At 67.8% G+C, this 18774-nt stretch carries 14 protein-coding genes; 3 read left to right on the forward strand and 11 right to left on the reverse strand.

The features are described from left to right. Nucleotides 1-4: 4 nt before the first annotated feature. The 5 genes from cas7c to ACP2AH_RS05475 all read right to left on the reverse strand — a co-directional run bounded on the left by cas7c (nucleotide 5) and on the right by ACP2AH_RS05475 (nucleotide 7314). Nucleotides 5-946, reverse strand: a complete 942-nt coding sequence (cas7c, locus tag ACP2AH_RS05455; RefSeq protein ID WP_425104887.1) for a type I-C CRISPR-associated protein Cas7/Csd2 — start codon at nucleotides 944-946, stop codon at nucleotides 5-7. After that, nucleotides 936-2753, reverse strand: coding sequence for a type I-C CRISPR-associated protein Cas8c/Csd1 (cas8c, locus tag ACP2AH_RS05460; RefSeq protein WP_425104888.1), 1818 nt, complete (start codon nucleotides 2751-2753; stop codon nucleotides 936-938). Before cas8c ends, cas7c begins: the two co-directional genes overlap by 11 nt. Continuing rightward, nucleotides 2750-3427 (reverse strand): type I-C CRISPR-associated protein Cas5c, encoded by a 678-nt coding sequence (cas5c, locus tag ACP2AH_RS05465; protein ID WP_425104889.1) that lies wholly within the window; start codon nucleotides 3425-3427, stop codon nucleotides 2750-2752. The genes cas8c and cas5c overlap by 4 nt, the downstream gene beginning before the upstream one ends. Nucleotides 3428-3646: 219 nt before the next feature. Beyond that, nucleotides 3647-6010, reverse strand: coding sequence for a CRISPR-associated helicase Cas3' (gene cas3 / locus ACP2AH_RS05470; protein WP_425104890.1), 2364 nt, complete (start codon nucleotides 6008-6010; stop codon nucleotides 3647-3649). A gap of 201 nt (nucleotides 6011-6211) precedes the next feature. Then, nucleotides 6212-7314 (reverse strand): IS3 family transposase gene (locus ACP2AH_RS05475; protein WP_425104891.1). Its coding sequence is split into 2 segments (ribosomal slippage): nucleotides 6212-7053 and nucleotides 7053-7314, totalling 1104 coding nucleotides; the frame shifts between segments, so codons are not numbered across the junction. 191 nt (nucleotides 7315-7505) lie between these two features. Between ACP2AH_RS05475 and ACP2AH_RS05480 the strand changes: the two genes are divergently transcribed. Then, nucleotides 7506-8306, forward strand: coding sequence for a DUF72 domain-containing protein (locus tag ACP2AH_RS05480; protein ID WP_425104892.1), 801 nt, complete (start codon nucleotides 7506-7508; stop codon nucleotides 8304-8306). Here the strand turns inward: ACP2AH_RS05480 and ACP2AH_RS05485 are convergent. From ACP2AH_RS05485 to ACP2AH_RS05510, 6 genes are all read right to left on the reverse strand, one after another. Then, a complete protein-coding gene (locus tag ACP2AH_RS05485) occupies nucleotides 8290-9672 on the reverse strand; it encodes an ATP-binding protein (protein ID WP_425104893.1) in 1383 nt (460 codons plus the stop codon). The genes ACP2AH_RS05480 and ACP2AH_RS05485 overlap by 17 nt on opposite strands. Further along, entirely contained in the window at nucleotides 9669-10346 is a 678-nt protein-coding gene (locus ACP2AH_RS05490) for a response regulator transcription factor (RefSeq protein ID WP_425104894.1), read from the reverse strand. Before ACP2AH_RS05490 ends, ACP2AH_RS05485 begins: the two co-directional genes overlap by 4 nt. 6 nt (nucleotides 10347-10352) lie before the next feature. Continuing rightward, nucleotides 10353-10916, reverse strand: a complete 564-nt coding sequence (locus ACP2AH_RS05495) for a cytochrome b/b6 domain-containing protein (protein WP_425104895.1) — start codon at nucleotides 10914-10916, stop codon at nucleotides 10353-10355. Continuing rightward, entirely contained in the window at nucleotides 10916-11188 is a 273-nt protein-coding gene (locus ACP2AH_RS05500) for a PepSY domain-containing protein (RefSeq protein WP_425104896.1), read from the reverse strand. Before ACP2AH_RS05500 ends, ACP2AH_RS05495 begins: the two co-directional genes overlap by 1 nt. 207 nt (nucleotides 11189-11395) lie before the next feature. Then, a complete protein-coding gene (locus tag ACP2AH_RS05505) occupies nucleotides 11396-13771 on the reverse strand; it encodes a phosphoketolase family protein (RefSeq protein WP_425104897.1) in 2376 nt (791 codons plus the stop codon). Between the two features lie 56 nt (nucleotides 13772-13827). Beyond that, the gene (locus ACP2AH_RS05510; RefSeq protein ID WP_425105358.1) at nucleotides 13828-14811 is read right to left on the reverse strand and encodes a zinc-dependent alcohol dehydrogenase family protein; all 984 of its coding nucleotides are present in this window, start codon (nucleotides 14809-14811) and stop codon (nucleotides 13828-13830) included. 196 nt (nucleotides 14812-15007) lie between these two features. On the opposite strand from ACP2AH_RS05510, the gene ACP2AH_RS05515 reads away from it, so the two are divergent. Continuing rightward, nucleotides 15008-16057 (forward strand): HlyD family secretion protein, encoded by a 1050-nt coding sequence (locus ACP2AH_RS05515; RefSeq protein ID WP_425104898.1) that lies wholly within the window; start codon nucleotides 15008-15010, stop codon nucleotides 16055-16057. Then, on the forward strand, nucleotides 16054-18774 hold the full coding sequence (gene rbbA, locus ACP2AH_RS05520; RefSeq protein ID WP_425104899.1) for a ribosome-associated ATPase/putative transporter RbbA: 2721 nt from the start codon (nucleotides 16054-16056) through the stop codon (nucleotides 18772-18774). The genes ACP2AH_RS05515 and rbbA overlap by 4 nt, the downstream gene beginning before the upstream one ends.

Below are 18774 nucleotides of genomic sequence, written 5' to 3' on the forward strand. Positions count from 1 at the left end.
CCTCCTACCTCTCGATGATCTCGATGCCTTCGGGCAGGCCGTCGCGGTCGATGGTGATGGCGTAATCCTCGATGCTGCGGGCCGGCGGGGCGTTGTCGAGCCGCTCGTCGCCGGGCTTGTGCCTTTCGCCCCGGAACAATCGCCAGGTCTTCACACGGTCGAACAGCTCGTTGGCCTTGGCGTTTCCCAGCGCCGAGGCATGGCGGAAGACGATGAGCTTGCGCGTCGCCATCTCGCCGCGGGCGGCGGACCGGTCATGCTCGAACATGTTGGCGAGCGCCTCGAACAGCAGGTCGAGATCGGCGTCGGAGAAGCCGGTGCCCTTCACCGGGTGCGAGGCGAGCGGGGCGGACACAAAGCCATGGGCGCGGTAGAGCCCATAAGGCACGATGTGCTTGCGCCCCATGGTGCGACCGCCCTTGGCGTCGGCGTCGGCCTCCGTGGTGGCGGCGAGGCGGGTGATGGAGATTTCCAGCGGCAGGATCGGCTCGACCGAGCGGGCGAAGTTGATCTGCACCGGACCACGCACCTGCCCGGCATTGACGCCGGTGGTCATCACCGCCCCGAAGCTGCGGATGTCCCAGAAATTGGCGCACATCCAGGCCGTGAGTTCGCGCGATTTGGCCTCGTCCTTCGGCCCCTTCTTGAGTTCGTCCGCCTTGGTGACATCCGGCAGCACCGCGGCCCAGGCCCGCTTGTGCTCATTGTTGAGGGTGGCGCCGTCGCGCATGTAGATCTCATGACCCGGCACATCGGGCCGGGCCAGCGCCACGTAATTGCGGATCTTGCGCTTCAGCGCGACGTCGGAGACGAGCCCCTGATTGGTCTCGGGATCGAGGCGGGGCATGTTGCCGGCATCGGGGTCGCCATTCGGGTTGCCATTGACGACATCGAAGTAGAGAACGAATTCGTGGCGGCGCGTGAGGGCGTTCGTTTCATTCGTCATTGTCGCTGTCCTCTGCGTCGGTCCCGGCGAGCTCGGCCTCGGCCTCGCGGCTGGCGAACTGGCCCTTGCGCTGGTGGTAATAGCCGAGCACGAAGCGGCCCTGCTTTTCGAGCGAGAGCGAGCGCGGCAGGTGGTCGTCGAGGCGGTTGGTGATTTCCTCGATCTCGCGCTCCAGCCACACGCCCTTGCCGCTCTTCCTCAGCTTGCCGAGATGGTTCTGCACCCCGCGCATGAGGATGGGGAAAACGCTGGCCGGCGTTGCCGAGGCGGCGCCGAAATAGCGGTCGCGAATGGTGGCGTTGACCTTGCCGAGCGCCATGCGCTGCGCCGTCTCATAGGCCGCGAACAGGCGGCCGAGCTGATAGGCGGGATCGGCATTCTCCCTGTGGAGACTCACGAGCGGTTCCTCCTTGGCGCGTTTGAGGCTTCCAGGCGCGTGCTTGTCGATCGTCCGCAAGCGCTGCTCGCGGGCGAGAACAGCCTTGATGACCGCCGCGTGCCAGCCGATGGCGGGATCGTCGCCGGCGCGCAGCCGCATGATCGCCGCCGCCAGCAGCGAGCGCGGATAGCGGGTGCCTTCCAGAACGGCGCGGGCGACCTCGCCGGCCAGCAGCGGCGGGATGTTGTCGTATTTCTCCAGCATGGCCGTGGTTTTCAGCAGCAACCAGGAGATGGAAGGCGGCCGCTCGCCCCACGGCGTCGGCTCGATGGCGAGGTCGCGGTGATGCGCGGCCAGCCGCTCCACGAAGGCGCCGAAATCGTCGCTCAACCAGTAGCGCACCGAGAGCCGGGCGGCATTGGGCGCGAGGCCGAGCACATGGAAGCGGGTTTTCGGGTGCAGGCCGGCGGCGAGCGTTTCGACCGGGCGCCCTTCCATCACCAGGTCGAGCTGCTCACGGACCTTTCGCGCGGCGTCGGCGTCGTCCGGCGGCTCGATCGCCGCGGCGAACCAGTTCTCCGCCGCCTGCGCCGCCGCCTCGTCGGCAACTTCCGACGTATCGGCCCAGAACACCACGGTGGCGTCGCCGATGCCGCGCGACAGGCGGTTGCGGCTGGAGCGTTCCAGCATGCCGTTCAGCGCGGCGCCGTAGCGGAAAGCGGCCTCCTCGGAGGTGGGGGCATTGTCGCCCTGTTCCTTGCCGTAGGAGGTGAAGGCATCAAGATTGAACGACACCAGCGCCGCGCCAGAGGATTGCGACCCGTTCACCCCCTTGATGGTGGGGTGCAGCCGTTGCGCGATGGCCGTGTTCCCCGTGACGAGGCAAGCCACGCGCCTGCCCTCGCCGCTGGCCCGTGCGGCAAGCAGCGCCCGCGCCGCTTCGCGCTGGTGGATGAAGCGCATGTCGCCCTGAAGGCGGAAGACGATGTTGGCATCCAGCATGTCGGGGGTGAAGGGAACTGCATCGAACTCCTGCGGCATCCAGCCTTCGAGAAAGCGGCGCAGCGCGACGAGGCCGGGATCGGCGGGGGCGGCGAGCAGTTTGAGATGCGCGGCCTTGAAGGCGTCATGTTCCAGCGCCGTGCGGTTGCTCCCGCTCACTGTGCGGCCGAGCACATAGGCACTCTTGTCCCAGAACAGGTTGGGCAAGATGCCGGCCGTGCGCTTCACTGCGGCCGGCACCGAGAGCAGCTGCGGCACCAGCTTCTTGCCGTTCGCCGCCCGCAGGTCGAGGACCGCGACCGGCGTGCCGTCCTCGGAAATCTCGATCGCGAAACCGATTTTCTCGCGCGAGAAGCCCGGCGGTTCCGCCTCACCCCGCGCGGCCATCCGTTGATAATAGGCATCCAGCGCCTGAAGGACGGTCACGCCACCGTCCCCCCGGCGAGGCAGGCGTTCACGTCCAGCACGCCATCGGTCAGCCGGGCGTGGAAGAAGCGGGACGTGTTGCCCTCAGAGAAATCGATATCGTGCAGCATCCAGCCGAGATCGCGGTTGCGCTGGTCGTCGGGCAGCCGGCTTTCCGGCAGCGGTTGTCCGGCGGCGATCAGCTCGAAATCCGCCACGCATTCGCGGGTGCCGAGGCAGGGGCGGTGAAAGCACTGTCCGGCCGCCGCCCGGCGGTTGAACATGCTCAAGTGCTTGGCCCCGCTGTCTTCCGGACCCGCTTTCGCCGTCAGCTCGAAATGCGCCTCGATGACATAGGCGACATCGTTCAGGAACAGGGTGGCGCGCTGTTGGCGATTATCCTCGACCACCAGGCCGAGGCCGGCCGTGCTGCCGGCGCGCATCGCCGTGCCGGCGGAGGACGCGCTGGCCTTGGCGCCGACTTCGTTGCGCCGGAACGACTGGACACGGATAGGCTTCAGCACATGAATGCTGTCGATGACCCAGCGGATTGCCGGCTTCCAGTGGATGGCTTCAAGAATTCCGCGTGCCGCCGAAGGGGTCATCACGTCATAGGAGACGCGCTCGACCTTCATTTCCGGGCGCGTGAAACACGCCCGCTCGCCCCAGACATGGAGCCTGACACCGTAGGACATCGCGCAACCTCGGCTACAACTCAGAATCTTCCGTACCCTACAACCTCAACCTTCATCCCCGAGTGGCGCAATTGCCGTATGGAAAGGCTACCGGATTTTCCACCGATGATTGTAGCCGTCGAAATGAAGGGCAAAGCTCTCTCGGCCAAAAATGGCCGAGAGAGCTCACTTCGTATAAAGCCTTAGAATCACGTACTAAATCGCAATCTTGCTTTGCCTTTAAACGACATTCAGCACGGCATCGCGAAAGGTCATATCCGCCAGATCGACGCCGGTGTCGCCCCGGTAATGCGCGTCGTTCCCAAAGCGCAGCATCGCCTCGCCAAGTGCGGGATGAACCGGCCGCAGCACGCCGCGCGCCAGCCACTCGTCGCGCGCCTTTTTTGGGATTGACACCACATAGTGCTGGAGCCGCCGCAGGTCTGCGGCAAGCGGGCGCTCCATGCCGGCGATGCGACCCGGCAGCGTGGTGGCGTCGTCATCGTCTGGGCTGGACCGCCACGGCACCACTACCGGCTCCATGGCGTCATCGATCAGATGAAACGCTTCGGCGATGGAACGGAAGGGAAAGGCCAGTTCGGCCGCTGTCTCCCCGATGGCCCTGAGAATGCCGGGATAGGCGCCTATCCGGGCGGTGTCGAAGACCTCGTTTGCATCGCCCTTGCGCCAGTAGAGCTCGGCGAAGTAGTCGCGCACCGCGGCGAGGCCGAGTGGATCGGCGTGTCGCGCCAATGACGGCTGCGCCGCCTGCCAGCGCAGCTTGATGTCGTGCGGGAGGTGCCCGTCCGCCGGCTCGAACACCACCACGCGGCCGAGGCGGGGCGCGGCGGCCGCGTCCTTCAGCTCACCCTCGCGGTTGCAGCGCCCAGCGGCCTGCGCGATGGAATCGATGCCGGTCGCGGCACGCCACACTTCGGGAAAGCTGATGTCGACGCCTGCCTCGATCAGCGAGGTCGCGACCAGCCGCACCGGCGCGCCGGCCTTGAGCTTCGCCCGCAGATCCGCCAGCACCAGCCGTCGATGGCGGGCGCACATCAGCGTGGAAAGATGCACGGCGCCCGGCAGGTCGCGGATCGCATCGAACAGCACCCGCGCGTGGCGGCGCGTATTGACGATGCACAGCATCTGCGGCTGCTCGGAAAAGCGTGCGGCGATCGCCTCGTCCGTGACCGGACCTGTCAGACTTTCGACAGCCACGCGCCTCAACTTGTCGTAGAGCCCGGCCGGGTCGGGTGCCAGTTCCCGCTCCGGTGGCAGATCGAGGCCGATGGGCCGCTTGTCCTTGTCGGTTAGCGCACCATCGACCTTCCGCAGTGCGGGCTGGGTGGCGGTGCAGAGGACAACGCTGGTGCGGTAGTTCAGCGCCAGTTGCTCGATCGCGGCCAGGCTCGGCATCAGCAAGGGCAGCGGCAGCGTCTGGACTTCGTCCAGCACAACCACGCTGCCGGCGATGTTGTGCAGCTTTCTGCAGCGCGAGGTGCGGTTCGCGAACAGACTCTCGAAGAACTGCACCGCCGTGGTGATGACGATCGGCACATCCCAGTTCTCCGCCGCCCGCTGCAGCTTGGCGAGGGCGCTGGGGGCTTCGTCGTCCGCCAGCCGTTCCTTGCGTGCCTTCTCCCAGTCGAAGCTGGCGTGATGTTCGAGAATGTCGTCGCTGTCGCCGAGCGCCTGCCGGAAAACCTCGGCCGTCTGGTCGATGATCGAGGTGTACGGAATGACATAGATGACCCGGCGCAGGCCGTGCCGCACCGCGTGCTCCAGCGCGAAGGAGAGCGAGGCGAGCGTCTTGCCGCCCCCGGTCGGCACGGTCAGGCTGAACAGGCCCGGCGCCAGCGCGGCCTTGGCCAGGGCGTGGTCGCGTATGCCGGCGCGCAGCGCGTTGAGCGGCGTCGACGGGGCGCTGGCGCGCTTTTCCGCCATGAAGGCGGCGAGCCGGTCGCGGAGCACGGCGAGAGCCGTGTGGTTGCCCCGCGTAATCGTCTCGCCCGTCGCCCGCGCATAGAAGCGCTCCGTGGCGATGAAATCGGCATCGACGAGGCAGGAAAACAGCATCCGCACCAGGAAGCTCCAGGCGAATCCCTTCGGCCCTCCCTGCGGCGGCGGCACGCTCGGCCGCAGCCCTGCCGGCTCCGGCAACGGCCCGGCATGGCTCTGCCAGTCCGCCGGGACCAGAGGACCGGCCGCCTGCATGCGGCGGTTAAGGTCACTGCCATCGGCAAGGCCGGCATGATGGGCGGCGATGATGGCGGCGAGGATCGTGCCCAGCGCTCGGCCGGGCCCCGTGCCATAGCGGTCGAGCGCGATGCGCGCCCCGGCGGAGGAGTGGTCGCCGCCCGAGGGGCGCTGTCCGGCGATGTAGGCCTGAAAGTCAGGCGATACCTTGCCGATGTCATGCAGGCTTCCGGCGAGGCGCAGCACCTCCGCCCATCCCAGAGGCTTTGCGAACTCGCCGGCCAAAGCGCCTACAGCCGCACTGTGTTCGGCGAGTGTCTCCCAGGTCGCTAACGGTTGGCCAGGTAAAGAATGGGCGTAAATGGCGGGCATGGCACAACCAACGTCAGTAAACGGAAGCGTCCCCATCGCTGTCCGATAGCGCGCCCAGCCAGCGCCGCATGGGGGTGCCGACCGACGGTCTTGCCCGGCAAGCCATCCGTTGATTGTAATTCCGAAGCGCCGTGGGCGAAGGCTACCGAAAGCTGTGCCGCGTCGCCAGCGAGAGGGTTGCCATCCTGATCCGAGACCATTTTCTGGACCGCCGGAAGCTGGAGTTTCCGGCCTGCTTCACGGCGGTGGGCTGGCTACGCCGCCGGGGTTCTGCAACGCGATCGGGGGCTTGTGGCCGATGGCCCCGTGCGGCCGATCCTCGTTGTAGTATCTGAGCCAAGTCTCCATCTTTTCGGCCGCGTCCGCAAGCGTCAGGAACCAGTGCGTGTTCAGGCACTCGCTTCGGAAGCGGCCGTTGAATGCCTCGATGAAGGCGTTGTCGGTGGGCTTTCCCGGCCGGGAGAAGTCCAGCGTCACCCCCTTCGCATAGGCCCACAGATCGAGGTCGCGGGAGATGAACTCCGAGCCCTGGTCGACACGGATCGTGCGTGGATAGCCCACCTTGGCGCAGACCCTTTCGAGGGTCGCGACCACGTGCTCGGCCCGATAGCTGAAGCGCGGATCGACCACCGGCGAGAAGCGCGAGAAGGTGTCGACGACCGTCAGCACGCGGATCTTGCGGCCGGTGGCGAGCTGGTCATGGACAAAGTCCATGGCCCAGACATCGTTCGGCCGGGTGGCCGGTGCCCGGTCCTCTCTCAGCTTCGCCTTGACCCGATGCTTGGGCGTCTTGTTGCGCAGCTTTAGGCCTAACTCATTATAGATCCTACGGGTTCGCTTCTGGTTGATCATCCAGCCCTCCCGGCGCAGCAGCACCTGCACGCGCCGATAGCCATAGCGGACACGGGTTTCGCAGATCGTCTTGATGCGGGCCGCCAACGGGGCCTGGTCGGGCCGGCAGGATCTATAGTGGTAGGTGGACGTGTCGAACTCCAGGGCCGCACAGGCCCGGCGGATCGACACCTGCCACTCGCCACACATCATGCCGACGAGCTCGCGCTTGCGACCAGGCCTCAGATTTTTCGGCGGACGATATCCTGCAACATCTCCCGGTCGAGCGAGAGGTCGGCGACGAGCTTGCGCAGCTTCGTGTTCTCATCCTCGAGCTGCTTCAGCCGCCTCATCTCGAGCGGGGCGAGCCCCTCGTATTTTTTCTTCCAGTTGAAGTAGGTCGCCTGGCTGATCCCGGCCCGCCGGCAGATATCCGCCACCGGCACGCCGTCTGCTCCCTGCTTCAGGATGAACGCCTTCTGCGCGTCCGAAAACTTCGATGCCTTCATCGTCTTCCGCTCCTCCCAGCCAGGGGATTTTGACGCGGAAAACTCCACCTTCAAACGGTCCAGTTTTCGGGGATCAGATCAATCCGCGTCGAAGGGGATGATAGGCTCGACGCGGGCTGTCGCCGCTGCTTGCGGCCTGCTCCTCGCCAATCGACACTGCGCGCTGAGTCCAACGAACGCAGAGGCCCCCCATGTCCCCTTCCGCACCCATCCGCATCGGCGTCGGCGGCTGGACCTTCGAGCCCTGGCGCGGGGTGTTCTATCCCGACGGCCTGACCCAGAAGCGCGAGCTGGAATATGCCGCGTCGAAGCTCACCGCCATCGAGATCAACGGCACCTATTACGGCTCGCAAAAGCCCGAGAGCTTCGCCAAATGGCATGCGGAGACACCGGAAGGCTTCGTCTTCACCCTGAAAGGCCCGCGCTTCACCACCAATCGCCGGGTGTTGGCCGAAGCGGGTGAATCGATCGAGCGCTTCTTCAACAGCGGCGTCACCGAGCTGAAGGAAAAGCTCGGCCCGGTGAACTGGCAGTTCATGGCCACCAAGAAGTTCGACCCGGACGATTTCGCCGCCTTCCTCGCCCTGCTGCCGAAGCGGGTCGACGGCCGCGACATCCGCCACGCGGTGGAAGTGCGGCATGAGAGCTTCAAATCGCCGGATTTCGTCGCTTTGGCCCGCGAGCATGGCGTCGCCATCGTCCATGCCGGCGACAGCGACTTCCCCGCCATCGCCGATGTCACCGCCCCCTTCGTCTATGCGCGGATCATGGGCACAAGCGAGGACGAGGCGCTCGGCTATGGCGAGAAGGCGCTCGATGGCTGGGCCACCACCGCGCGGGCCTGGGCCAAGGGCGCGACGCCGGAAGCCCACACGCCGGCCCTGCTCGCCCCCCCGGCGGAAGCCGCGCCGCGCGAGGTGTTCCTGTTCGTCATCTCCGGCTTCAAGCCGCGCAACCCCGCCGCGGCGCAGGCGCTCATCTCGCGCGTGTGAGCGGCGCGGCTGTGACCGGGGCGGGGGCAAACACCAGCCGCGCATGGGTGCCGTGCGGGGCGAGGCGGGCGATTTCCAGCCGCCCGCCATGCAGCGCGGCGATGCGGCGGACGATTTCCAGCCCGATGCCGAGGCCGCCGGCGCGGCGGTAATGGCCGGGCGGGTCGGTCGCCTCGCCCGGCGCGTCGGGGTCGAAGCCGCGCCCGTCATCGATGACGCTGATGCCCGGGCCGTCATCGGTGCGCACCGTGATGGAAACGCCCGGCCCGCCATGGCGCAGCGCGTTCTCGATCAGATTGCGCACCGCGTCCTTCAGCAGGGCGGCATTGCCCGGCACGTGAATGTCGCCGGCTTCCTCGAAGCCGATACGGGCGCCGCGCGCATAGACGATCGGCGCCAGCGTGCCGACAATCTCGCGGCCGATCTCGTCGAGCGCGACGGGCGTGAAGCCGCTGCGGTCGGCCGCCTCCAGCCGCGCCAGCATCACCATCTGATCGACAAAATGCGTCAGCTCATCCAGTTCCCCCAGCGTGCGGCGCGCGGCGGGGTGGTCGATGCTCTCCAGCTCCAGCCGGATCACCGCCAGCGGCGTGCGGATTTCATGGGCGATGGCTGACGTGAACAGCTTCTGCGCGTTCATCAATTCGCGGGTGCGGGCATAGGAGCGGTTCACCGCCCCGGCCAGCTGGGCGATCTCGCGCGGCATGCCGGCCTCTTCCAGCCTGGCATCGGGGCTCAGCGGGTCGAGCCGCTCCGCCTGTTCGGCCGCCGCCGTCACCGGGCGCAGCGCGGCGCGGATGGACAGCAGTGTGGCGCCGAGCACGAAAAGCAGGGTGAGGCTCATCGGCAGCACCATATGGTCCACCACCTCATGCGCCAGCACGCCCCACACCGCGCCTTGCGGGTCGCCCGTCACCGCCACTTCGATAAAGGCGGTGCGCAGGCCGATCTCCACCGTCCGCCCACCGGCGAAGCTCAGCGGATAGCCCGGGGCGGTGATGCGCAGCCAGAAGGAGGGCGGGTTGAGGTCGAGGGGCAGGAAATGCGCGGTGCAGGCGTCGTCGCAATGCGAGAACAGCACCACGCCCTGCGCGGTGCGCACGCGGGCGACATAGAAGGTTTCGGCCGCGCCGTAGCGCCGGCGCAGTTCCTCCGGCAGTTCATAGGCGAGGCGGGTGTCGTGCAGCGACAGGCCGGCGGCGAGTTCCGTGCTTTCCTGCTCCAGCACGAGGCGCGCCATATTGTCGGGGTCGCTGCCATAGTCGATCAGCACGGCGACGAGTTGCGCCAGCATGGCCAGCGCGGCGAACAGCACGATGCGCAGCGCGACGAGGCGCCCCAGCGGCGCGCGGCCGGCCCGTTTCACCCTTCGGTCTCGCGCAGGAGATAGCCGACGCCGCGCACCGTTTCGATCGCGGTGCGGGTGGGGTAGGGGGCGAGCCGCCGGCGCAGCCGCGACATCAGCACCTCGATGGCGTTGGGGCTGATCTCTTCGTCATATTCGGAAAGCGTTTCCTCCAGCCCGCGCTTCGGCGTCACCCGGCCAGCATTGCGCAGCAATATTTCCAGCGTCGCCCGCTCGCGCGGGGCCAGCGCGATCACCTCTTCCCCGCAGCGCGCTTCCTGCGTCGCCGGGTCGAAGCGCAGCGCCCCCGCTTCCAGCACCGGCTCGGCGGAAACCGGCGCGCGCCGCAGCAAGGCGCGGGCGCGGGCGAGCAGTTCGCCATTGTTGAACGGCTTGGTGAGGTAGTCGTCGGCGCCGGCGTCGAGCCCGGCAATGCGCTCGTCCACCGCGCCGCGCGCGGTCAGCACCAGCACCGGCGTGCTGCTGCGGCTGCGCCGCAGGCCCCGCACCACATCGAGCCCGTCGCCATCGGGCAGGCCGAGATCGAGCAGAACGAGGTCGTAATGGGTGGTGGCCAGCGCCTCCTGCGCCTCCTCCACCCCGCCGACCGCGTCGAGCCGCCAGCCCGCCATGCGGATGGTCTCGCCGACGAGGTCGCGCAGCCGCGCGCTGTCTTCAACGAGGAGAAGCCGCATCCGCGCTCACCGCCTTTTCCAGCCCGTCACCATCGACCATACGAGGTTCTCGCGGTGGCGCCAGCTCTCGAACAGCGCCGCCGCCGCGTGCAGCAGGGCAAGCACCAGTATGGCATTGGCGAGGCCCTCGTGAAGCTCCTCCAGCCAGTCCTCGCCCCAGAAGGCGTCGAGCGTCGTCATCCAGCCGGTGAGGCAGACGGCGGCGAGCAGCGCCATCAGCGCCAGCATCATCACCGCGCCGGCCGGGTTGTGGCCGAGCATGCGCGGCTCCTCGCCGCGCAGGAGGGCGCGGACATAGGCGCTGAGCCGGGAGGGTGTCGGTACGAAGTCGGCGAAACGTGCGTGCCGCGTGCCGATGAAGCCCCAGACGAGGCGGATGACGAGCGCGGCGGCGACGGCATAGCCGACGATTTTGTGCGGCAGCTCGCCATCTTCCAGAACGAACAGGTTGAGGATGCAGCCGGCGACGACGGTCCAGTGGAACAGGCGCACGACCGGATCCCACACCCGGACGTTCGCGCCCGCGGCCGACGGCGTGACGCCGCCGGCCTGAGCGACCCTGTCGGTCATCAGTCGATCTCGGCCTTGACGACGGCGCCAGTCACCGGGTTGAAATAGACTTCGGCCTTCTTGTTGTCCTTGGTGTAGCCATAGATTTCGTAGCAGGAGCCGGAGACCTTGAAGGTCTTGATCTTCTGATAGCCCATCTCGGCCACCTTGGCCTTCATGGCATCCTCGCTCATCCACTTGTCCTTGGCTTCCGTCGTGCAGACCGGGCCGGCGAAAGCGGCGACCGGGGCGAGGACGGAGAAGGCGATGAGGCCGGCAACGATCTTCTTCATGATGTGTTCCTGATCCAGTGATCGCCGTCAGCGGCGAACACAGGGAGGCTAGCGGCGGCATGCTGTCGGCCAGCTGTCAGAACCTCAGGAACGATGCGACGCCGTCATCCCGGCCGCCGAAGGCGCAGAGCGGGGATGACGGAGGCAGGCGTGGGGAAGCCGGCACGCGCTGCGTTGCCGGCTTCGTTTCTTAACGGCTGGCGCCGGTCACTTCCCGCCCGACCATTTCCACTCCCGCACTTCCGGCATGTCGAGGCCGTGGGCGCGGATATAGCGGGCGTGCTCGGTCAGCTTGTCGCGGATCGCCTGCCGCACATGGGTGTTGGTCTTCAGCTGCGGCACCCGGTCGAGCACGTCGGCGACGAGGTGGAAGCGGTCCAGCCGGTTGCGCACCACCATGTCGAAGGGCGTGGTGGTTGAGCCTTCCTCGACATAGCCGCGCACATGCATGTTGTCGTGGTTGGTGCGGCGATAGGCGAGGCGGTGGATGAGCCAGGGATAGCCGTGATAGGCGAAGATCACCGGCTTGTCGGTGGTGAACAGCGCGTCGAAATCGGTGTCCGACAGCCCGTGCGGGTGCTCGGATTGCGGCTGCAGCGTCATCAGGTCGACCACGTTGACCACGCGCACCTTAAGGTCCGGGAAGAAGCCGCGCAGCAGGTCGGCGGCGGCCAGCGTCTCCAGCGTGGGCACGTCGCCGGCGCAGGCCAGCACCACATCCGGGTCGACGCCGCCATCGGTGGAGGCCCATTCCCACATGCCGATGCCCTTGGCGCAGTGCTTGATCGCGCTGTCCATGTCGAGCCATTGCGGCGCGGGCTGCTTGCCGGCGACGATGACATTGACCCGGTTCCACGAGCGCAGGCAGTGGTCGGTCACATAGAGCAGCGTGTTGGCGTCCGGCGGCAGGTAGACGCGCACGATCTCCGCCTTCTTGTTCACCACATGGTCGATGAAGCCGGGGTCCTGGTGGCTGAAGCCATTATGGTCCTGCCGCCAGACATGGGAGGTGAGCAGATAGTTGAGCGAGGCGATGGGCCGGCGCCATTCCACCTCGGAGGCGGATTTCAGCCATTTGGCGTGCTGGTTGAACATCGAATCGACGATGTGGATGAACGCCTCGTAGCAGGAGAACAGCCCGTGCCGGCCGGTGAGCAGATAGCCCTCCAGCCAGCCCTGACACATATGCTCAGACAGCATTTCCATCACCCGCCCGTCACGGGCGAGATGGTCGTCATAGGACAGCGTCTCCGCGTCCCAGGCGCGGTTCGTCACCTCGAACAGCGCCTGCAGCCGGTTGGAGGCGGTCTCGTCCGGGCCGAAGACGCGGAAATTCTTCGACGCCGCATTGTCCTTCATCACGTCGCGCAGGAAGGCGCCCATGATGGCGGTGGATTCCAGCTCCTTCTCGCCGGGATGGGCGACCTCCACCGCATAGGCGGTGAAGTCCGGCAGCCGCAGCGGCCGGCGCAGCGCGCCGCCATTGGCGTGCGGGTTGGCGCTCATGCGCTTGACGCCCTCGGGTGCCAGCGAGGCGATCTCGGGCTTCAGCGTGCCCGCCGCGTCGAACAGCTCTTCCGGCTTGTAGCTCTTCATCCAGTCTTCGAGCAGGGTCAGGTGCTCGGGCTTCGACATGTCGGAGAACGGCACCTGGTGCGAGCGCCAGAAGCCCTCCGCCTTCTTGCCGTCCACCGTCTTCGGGCCGGTCCAGCCCTTCGGCGAGCGCAGCACGATCATCGGCCAGCGCGGGCGGTCGGTGTCGCCGCGGGTGCGGGCGGCCTCCTGGATCGCGCGGATCTTGGCGTGCGCCTCGTCGAGCGCCGCCGCCATCGCCTGGTGCATCGGCTCGGGGTCTTCGCCCTCGACGAAGATCGGGTCGTAGCCATAGCCCTCGAACAGGCTTTTCAGCTCCTCATGCGGGATGCGGGCGAGAATGGTCGGGTTGGCGATCTTGTAGCCGTTGAGGTGCAGGATCGGCAGCACCGCGCCGTCGCTGGCGGGGTTGAGGAACTTGTTGCCGTGCCAGGAGGTGGCGAGCGGCCCGGTCTCGGCCTCGCCATCGCCGACCACGCAGGCGACGATCAGGTCCGGATTGTCCAGCACCGCGCCATAGGCGTGGGAGAGCGAATAGCCGAGCTCGCCGCCCTCATGGATCGAGCCGGGGGTTTCCGGCGCCGCGTGGCTGGGAATGCCGCCGGGGAAGGAGAACTGCCGGAACAGCCGGCACAGCCCGGCCTCGTCCTGCGAGACATCGGGGTAGAGCTCGCTATAGGTGCCCTCCAGATAGGTCGCCGCCACCACGCCAGGCGCGCCATGGCCGGGGCCGGCGATGAACAGCACTTCCGCGCCGGTGTCGCGGATCAGCCGGTTGAGATGGACATAGAGGAAGTTCAGCCCCGGTGTCGTGCCCCAATGGCCGAGCAGGCGCGGCTTCACATGCTCCAGCGTCAGCTTCTCGCGCAGCAGCGGGTTGGCGAGCAGATAGATCTGCCCGACGGAGAGATAATTCGCCGCCCGCCACCAGGCGTTCATGCGGTTGAGAAGGTCCGGCGCGAGAGTGTCCGTCGCCTGCTGCGATGCCATTGCTCTGTCCTCTGCGTGGGTTGCCGTTTGGTGAGATAGGGCGCCGGCGGGCCGGGTCACGGAACCAGCACCGCCGCCCCCTGAAATTGACCCGCGCGCAGATCGGCGAGGGCGTCATTGGCCTGTTCCAGCCGGTAGACATGGGTGGTCGCGCGCACCCCGGCCTGCGGGGCGAGGGCGAGGAATTCGTGCGCGTCGTCACGGGTGAGGTTGGCGACCGACAGGACCTGCCGCTCTTCCCACAAGAGCGAATAGGGGAATTGCGGAATGTCGCTCATATGGATGCCGCCGCACACCACCCGGCCGCCTTTTCGCACCGCGCGCAAGGCGAGCGGCACCAGCGCGCCGACGGGGGCGAAGATCAGCGCGGCGTCGAGCGGCACCGGCGGCGCTTCGCCCGAGCTTCCCGCCCAGCGCGCACCGAGCGAGAGGGCGAGCTGTTGCGCGCCCTCGTCACCGGCGCGGGTGAAGGCATAGACCTCGCGCCCCTGCCAGCGGCAGAGCTGGGCGATGAGATGGGCGGCGGCGCCGAAGCCATAGAGCCCGACGCGTTGCGCCTCCCCCGCCAGTTTCAGCGTGCGCCAGCCGATCAGCCCGGCGCACATCAGCGGCGCGGCGGCGACGGGGTCGTCGAAGCCGATGAGCGGAAAGCAGAAGGCGGCATCGGCGACGATATGGGAGGCGAAGCCGCCGTCGCGGGTGTAGCCGGTGAAGGCGGGGGCGTCGCACAGATTCTCGCGCTGGCTGGCGCAATAGGGGCAGTGGCCGCAGCTATGGCCGAGCCACGGGATTCCGACGCGGGTGCCGAGCGGCGGGGCCTCGACCCCTTCGCCCTGCGCCTCGACAATGCCGACCACCTCATGGCCGGGAATGATGGGCAGCGGGCCGGGCGGCAGATCGCCATCGACGACGTGAAGATCGGTACGGCACACGGCGCAGGCTTCCACCCGCACCCGGATTTCCCCGGGGCCGGGCGCCGGCAGCGCGCGCTGTTCGAAACGCAGCGCCTCGCCAGTGGCATGGAGGACCATGGCCTTCATCAAGGGGACCTCAGGGGTGATGGCGGCGGCATCCAACAGGCTCATGGGCGTCCCTTCGTTGATCGTGGTCAAGACGCAGGTGCAAATGACGGCTACTCATGCGCATCTGTTCGTGGACATTGTTTCGCGAGCGACTGGCGGATGCGGCGCAGCGCCCCATCCTCTTGATGAGCGGCTGCAATCCTAAGGAGCCACGATGGCAGGTCAGCGACGGTTCCAGGCTTTCTCTCTCGCGCTCGTGCTCGTGGCCGCTCTGGCCTCGCCCGTCGCGGCGCAGGAGGGGGCGGCCACCACGCCGCCCGCCTCCCTCGGCGCGCGGCTGCAGGCGCTGATCGGCAAGCTTACCGGCCATCGGTTGCCGGCCGGCATCTTCTCCACCAATGGGCGGATCGAGGCCGAACAGGTGCTGGTCGCCGCCAAGCTCGCCGGCCGCGTGCTCGCCGTGCTGGTGGAAGAGGGCCAGACGGTGGAGACGGGGCAGGTGGTTGCGCGCATGGACACGTCCGAGCTGGAAGCCCAGCTCGCCGGCGCGCAGGCGCAGGTGCGCCGCGCGGAAAAGGCCATTGCCGAGGCGGAAGCCGCCATCGCCCAGCGCGAGAGCGAGCGCACGCTGGCGCAGCAGGAACATGAGCGCGCCTCCAAGCTGAAGGAGAGCGGCTTCGGCACCGCCCAGTCGCTCGATCTGCGCCAGAGCCAGCTCAATGTCGCGCTGGCCGCGCTCAAGGCCGCGCAGGCGTCGCTCGACGAGGCGGACGCCGCCGCCGATGCGGCGCGGGCGGAAGTGGCGCGGGTGCAGTCGCTGATCGACGATTCCACGTTGCGGGCGCCCCGGCGCGGGCGGGTCGAATATCGGCTGGTGCAGTCGGGCGAAGTGGTGGCCGCCGGCGCCCCCATCGTGACCCTGCTCGACCTGTCCGACGTTTACATGACCGTGTTCGTGCCGGCGCGCGTCGCCGGCCGCCTCGCCATGGGCGACGAGGCGCGGATCATTCTCGATCCCGCGCCGGATTATGTCGTGCCGGCCAAGGTGAGCTTCGTCGCCACCGGCGCGCAGTTCACCCCGAAGGCGGTGGAGACGGCGGATGAGCGGGAAAAGCTGATGTTCCGCGTCAAGCTGCGCATCGCGCCGGAGCTGCTGCGGCAATATGAGGACCGGGTGAAGGCCGGCGTGCGCGGCCTCGCCTATGTCCGCACCGATCCGGCGACGCCGTGGCCGGACATGCTCGCGGTCAAGCTGCCGCAATGAGCGGGGATGCGGGCACGCCCGTTCTTGCGCTTGCCGGCGTCACCCATCGCTATGGCAAGACGCTGGCGCTGGACGGGGTGGACCTCGCCGTGCCGGCGGGCTGCATGGCCGGGCTGATCGGGCCGGACGGGGTGGGCAAGTCGACCCTGCTCGGCCTCGCCGCCGGCGTCACCCGGATTCAGCAGGGGAACGTCGCCGTGCTCGGCGGCGACATGGCGGCGCGCGACTGGCGCCGGCAGGCGGGCGGGCGCATCGCCTTCATGCCGCAGGGGCTCGGGCGCAATCTCTACCCGACGCTGTCCATCGCGGAGAATCTGGATTTCTTCGGCCGGCTGTTCGGCCAGGGCGCGGCGGAACGGGCCGAGCGTATCGCCGAATTGCTCGCCGCCACCGGCCTCGCGCCCTTCGCCGCGCGCCCGGCCGGCAAGCTGTCAGGCGGCATGAAGCAGAAGCTCGGCATCTGCGCCGCGCTGATCCACGACCCCGATCTCGTCATTCTCGACGAGCCGACCACCGGCATCGACCCGCTGTCGCGCCGGCAGTTCTGGGAGCTGATGGCGCGGCTGCGCGAGCGCCGCCCGTCGATGAGCGTGATCGTCGCCACCGCCTATATGGAGGAGGCCGAGCGCTTCGACTGGCTGGCGGCGATGAATGCCGGGCGGGTGCTCGCCACCGGGACGCCGGCCGAGATCCGCGCGCAGGCGGGGGAGGCGACGCTGGAGCGCGCCTTCATTGCCCTGCTGCCGCAAGCCGAGCGGGCGCAGGACGGCCCACTGCCAGACCTGCCGCGCGTCGTCCATGATGGCGAGCCGGCGATCGAGGCCAACGGGCTCACCCGCCGCTTCGGCGATTTCGTCGCCGTCGACCATGTGAATTTCCGCATCGAGCGCGGCGAGATATTCGGCTTTCTCGGCTCCAACGGCTCGGGCAAGTCGACGACGATGAAGATGCTCACGGGCCTTCTGCCCGCCAGCGAGGGCGAGGCGAAGCTGTTCGGCGCGCCGCTGGCCGGCGGCGACATGGAAACGCGCAAGCGCGTCGGCTACATGTCGCAGGCCTTCTCGCTCTATGGCGAACTCACCGTGCGGCAGAATCTCGTGCTGCACGCGGAGCTGTTCGAGATCGCCGATCGCGAGGCGCGCGTCGCCGAGATGGAGCGGCGCTTCGACCTCGCGGATGTCGCCGATGTGCGCCCGGAAAGCCTGCCGCTCGGCATCCGCCAGCGGCTGCAGCTCGCCGTGGCGGTGATCCATAAGCCGGAAATCCTCATCCTCGACGAGCCGACCTCCGGCGTCGACCCGGTGGCGCGCGACGGCTTCTGGCGCACGCTGATCGAATTGTCGCGCCAGGATGGGGTGACGATCTTCCTCTCCACCCATTTCATGAACGAGGCCGAGCGCTGCGACCGCATCTCGCTGATGCACGCGGGCCGGGTGCTGGCGGTCGGTACGCCCGAGGCGCTGAAGCGCGAGCGCGGCATGGACACGCTGGAAGAGGTGTTCATCACCGTGCTGGAAGAGGCCGGCATGGGGCGTGAATCCGGCGAGGTGGAGCTGAAAGAACGCCCGGCGACGCTGGCGCCGGTGAAGCGCTTCGACGCCGGCCGGCTGTGGGCCTATACGCGGCGCGAGGCGCTGGAGATCGTCCGCGACCCCGCCCGCCTCGCCTTCGCGCTCATCGGGCCGATCCTGCTCTTGTTCACCTTTGGCTACGGCATTTCCTTCGATGTCGAGAAGCTGCCCTATGCCGCCTTCGACCAGGACCGCAGCGCCCAGAGCCGGCAGGTGCTGGAGAGCTTCGAGGGTTCGCGCTATTTCGAGACCCATGCGCCCATAGCCTCGATCGAGGAACTGGAAACCCGGCTGAAAAGCGGGGAGCTGAAGCTCGCCATCGAAATCCCGCCGAATTTCGGCCGCGACCTCCTGCGCGAGCGCACGCCGGAAATCGGCGTCTGGCTCGACGGCTCCATGCCCTTCCGCGCCGAGACCACGCGCGGCTATGTCCAGGGCATCGCCCAGAGCTATCTCGCGGATGCGGAGCAGCGCGCCACCGGCCGGGCGAGCGCCGCCGCGCCGTTCACCCTGGAGCCGCGCTACCGCTACAATCAGGCGTTCAAGAGCGTGAACGCCATGGTGCCGAACGTCATCATGCTGATGCTGGTGCTGATCCCCGCCATCATGAGCGCGCTCGGCGTGGTGAAGGAGAAGGAGACCGGCTCCATCACCAATTTCCAGTCGACGCCGGTGACGCGGTTCGAATTCCTGCTCGGCAAGCAGCTGCCCTATGTCGCCATCGCCTTTGTCAGCTTCCTCACCATGGTGGCGGCGGCGTGGCTGGTGTTCGCGGTGCCGGTGAAGGGCTCCTTCGCCACGCTGGCCTTCGGCTCGCTGGTCTATGTGTTTTCCACCACCGCCTTCGGCCTCCTGGTGTCGAGCTTCGTCAGCAGCCAGGTGGCGGCGATCTTCGCCACCGCCATCGTCGCCATCATCCCGGCGGTGAATTTCTCCGGCCTGCTGGTGCCGGTCTCCTCGCTGTCGGGCGGGGCGCGGCTGATGGGGCTCGCCTTCCCCTCGGCCTGGTATCAGCAGGTGAGCGTCGGCACTTTCACCAAGGCGCTCGGCTTCGGCGCGCTGTGGCACGACATCGCCATGGTGTTCGTGCTGGCCCTTCTCTTCATCGCCGGCGCCATGCTGGCGCTGCGCAAGCAGGGGGCGTGA

This window comes from Ancylobacter sp. (assembly GCF_965249975.1).
Classification (GTDB): Bacteria; Pseudomonadota; Alphaproteobacteria; order Rhizobiales; family Xanthobacteraceae; genus Ancylobacter.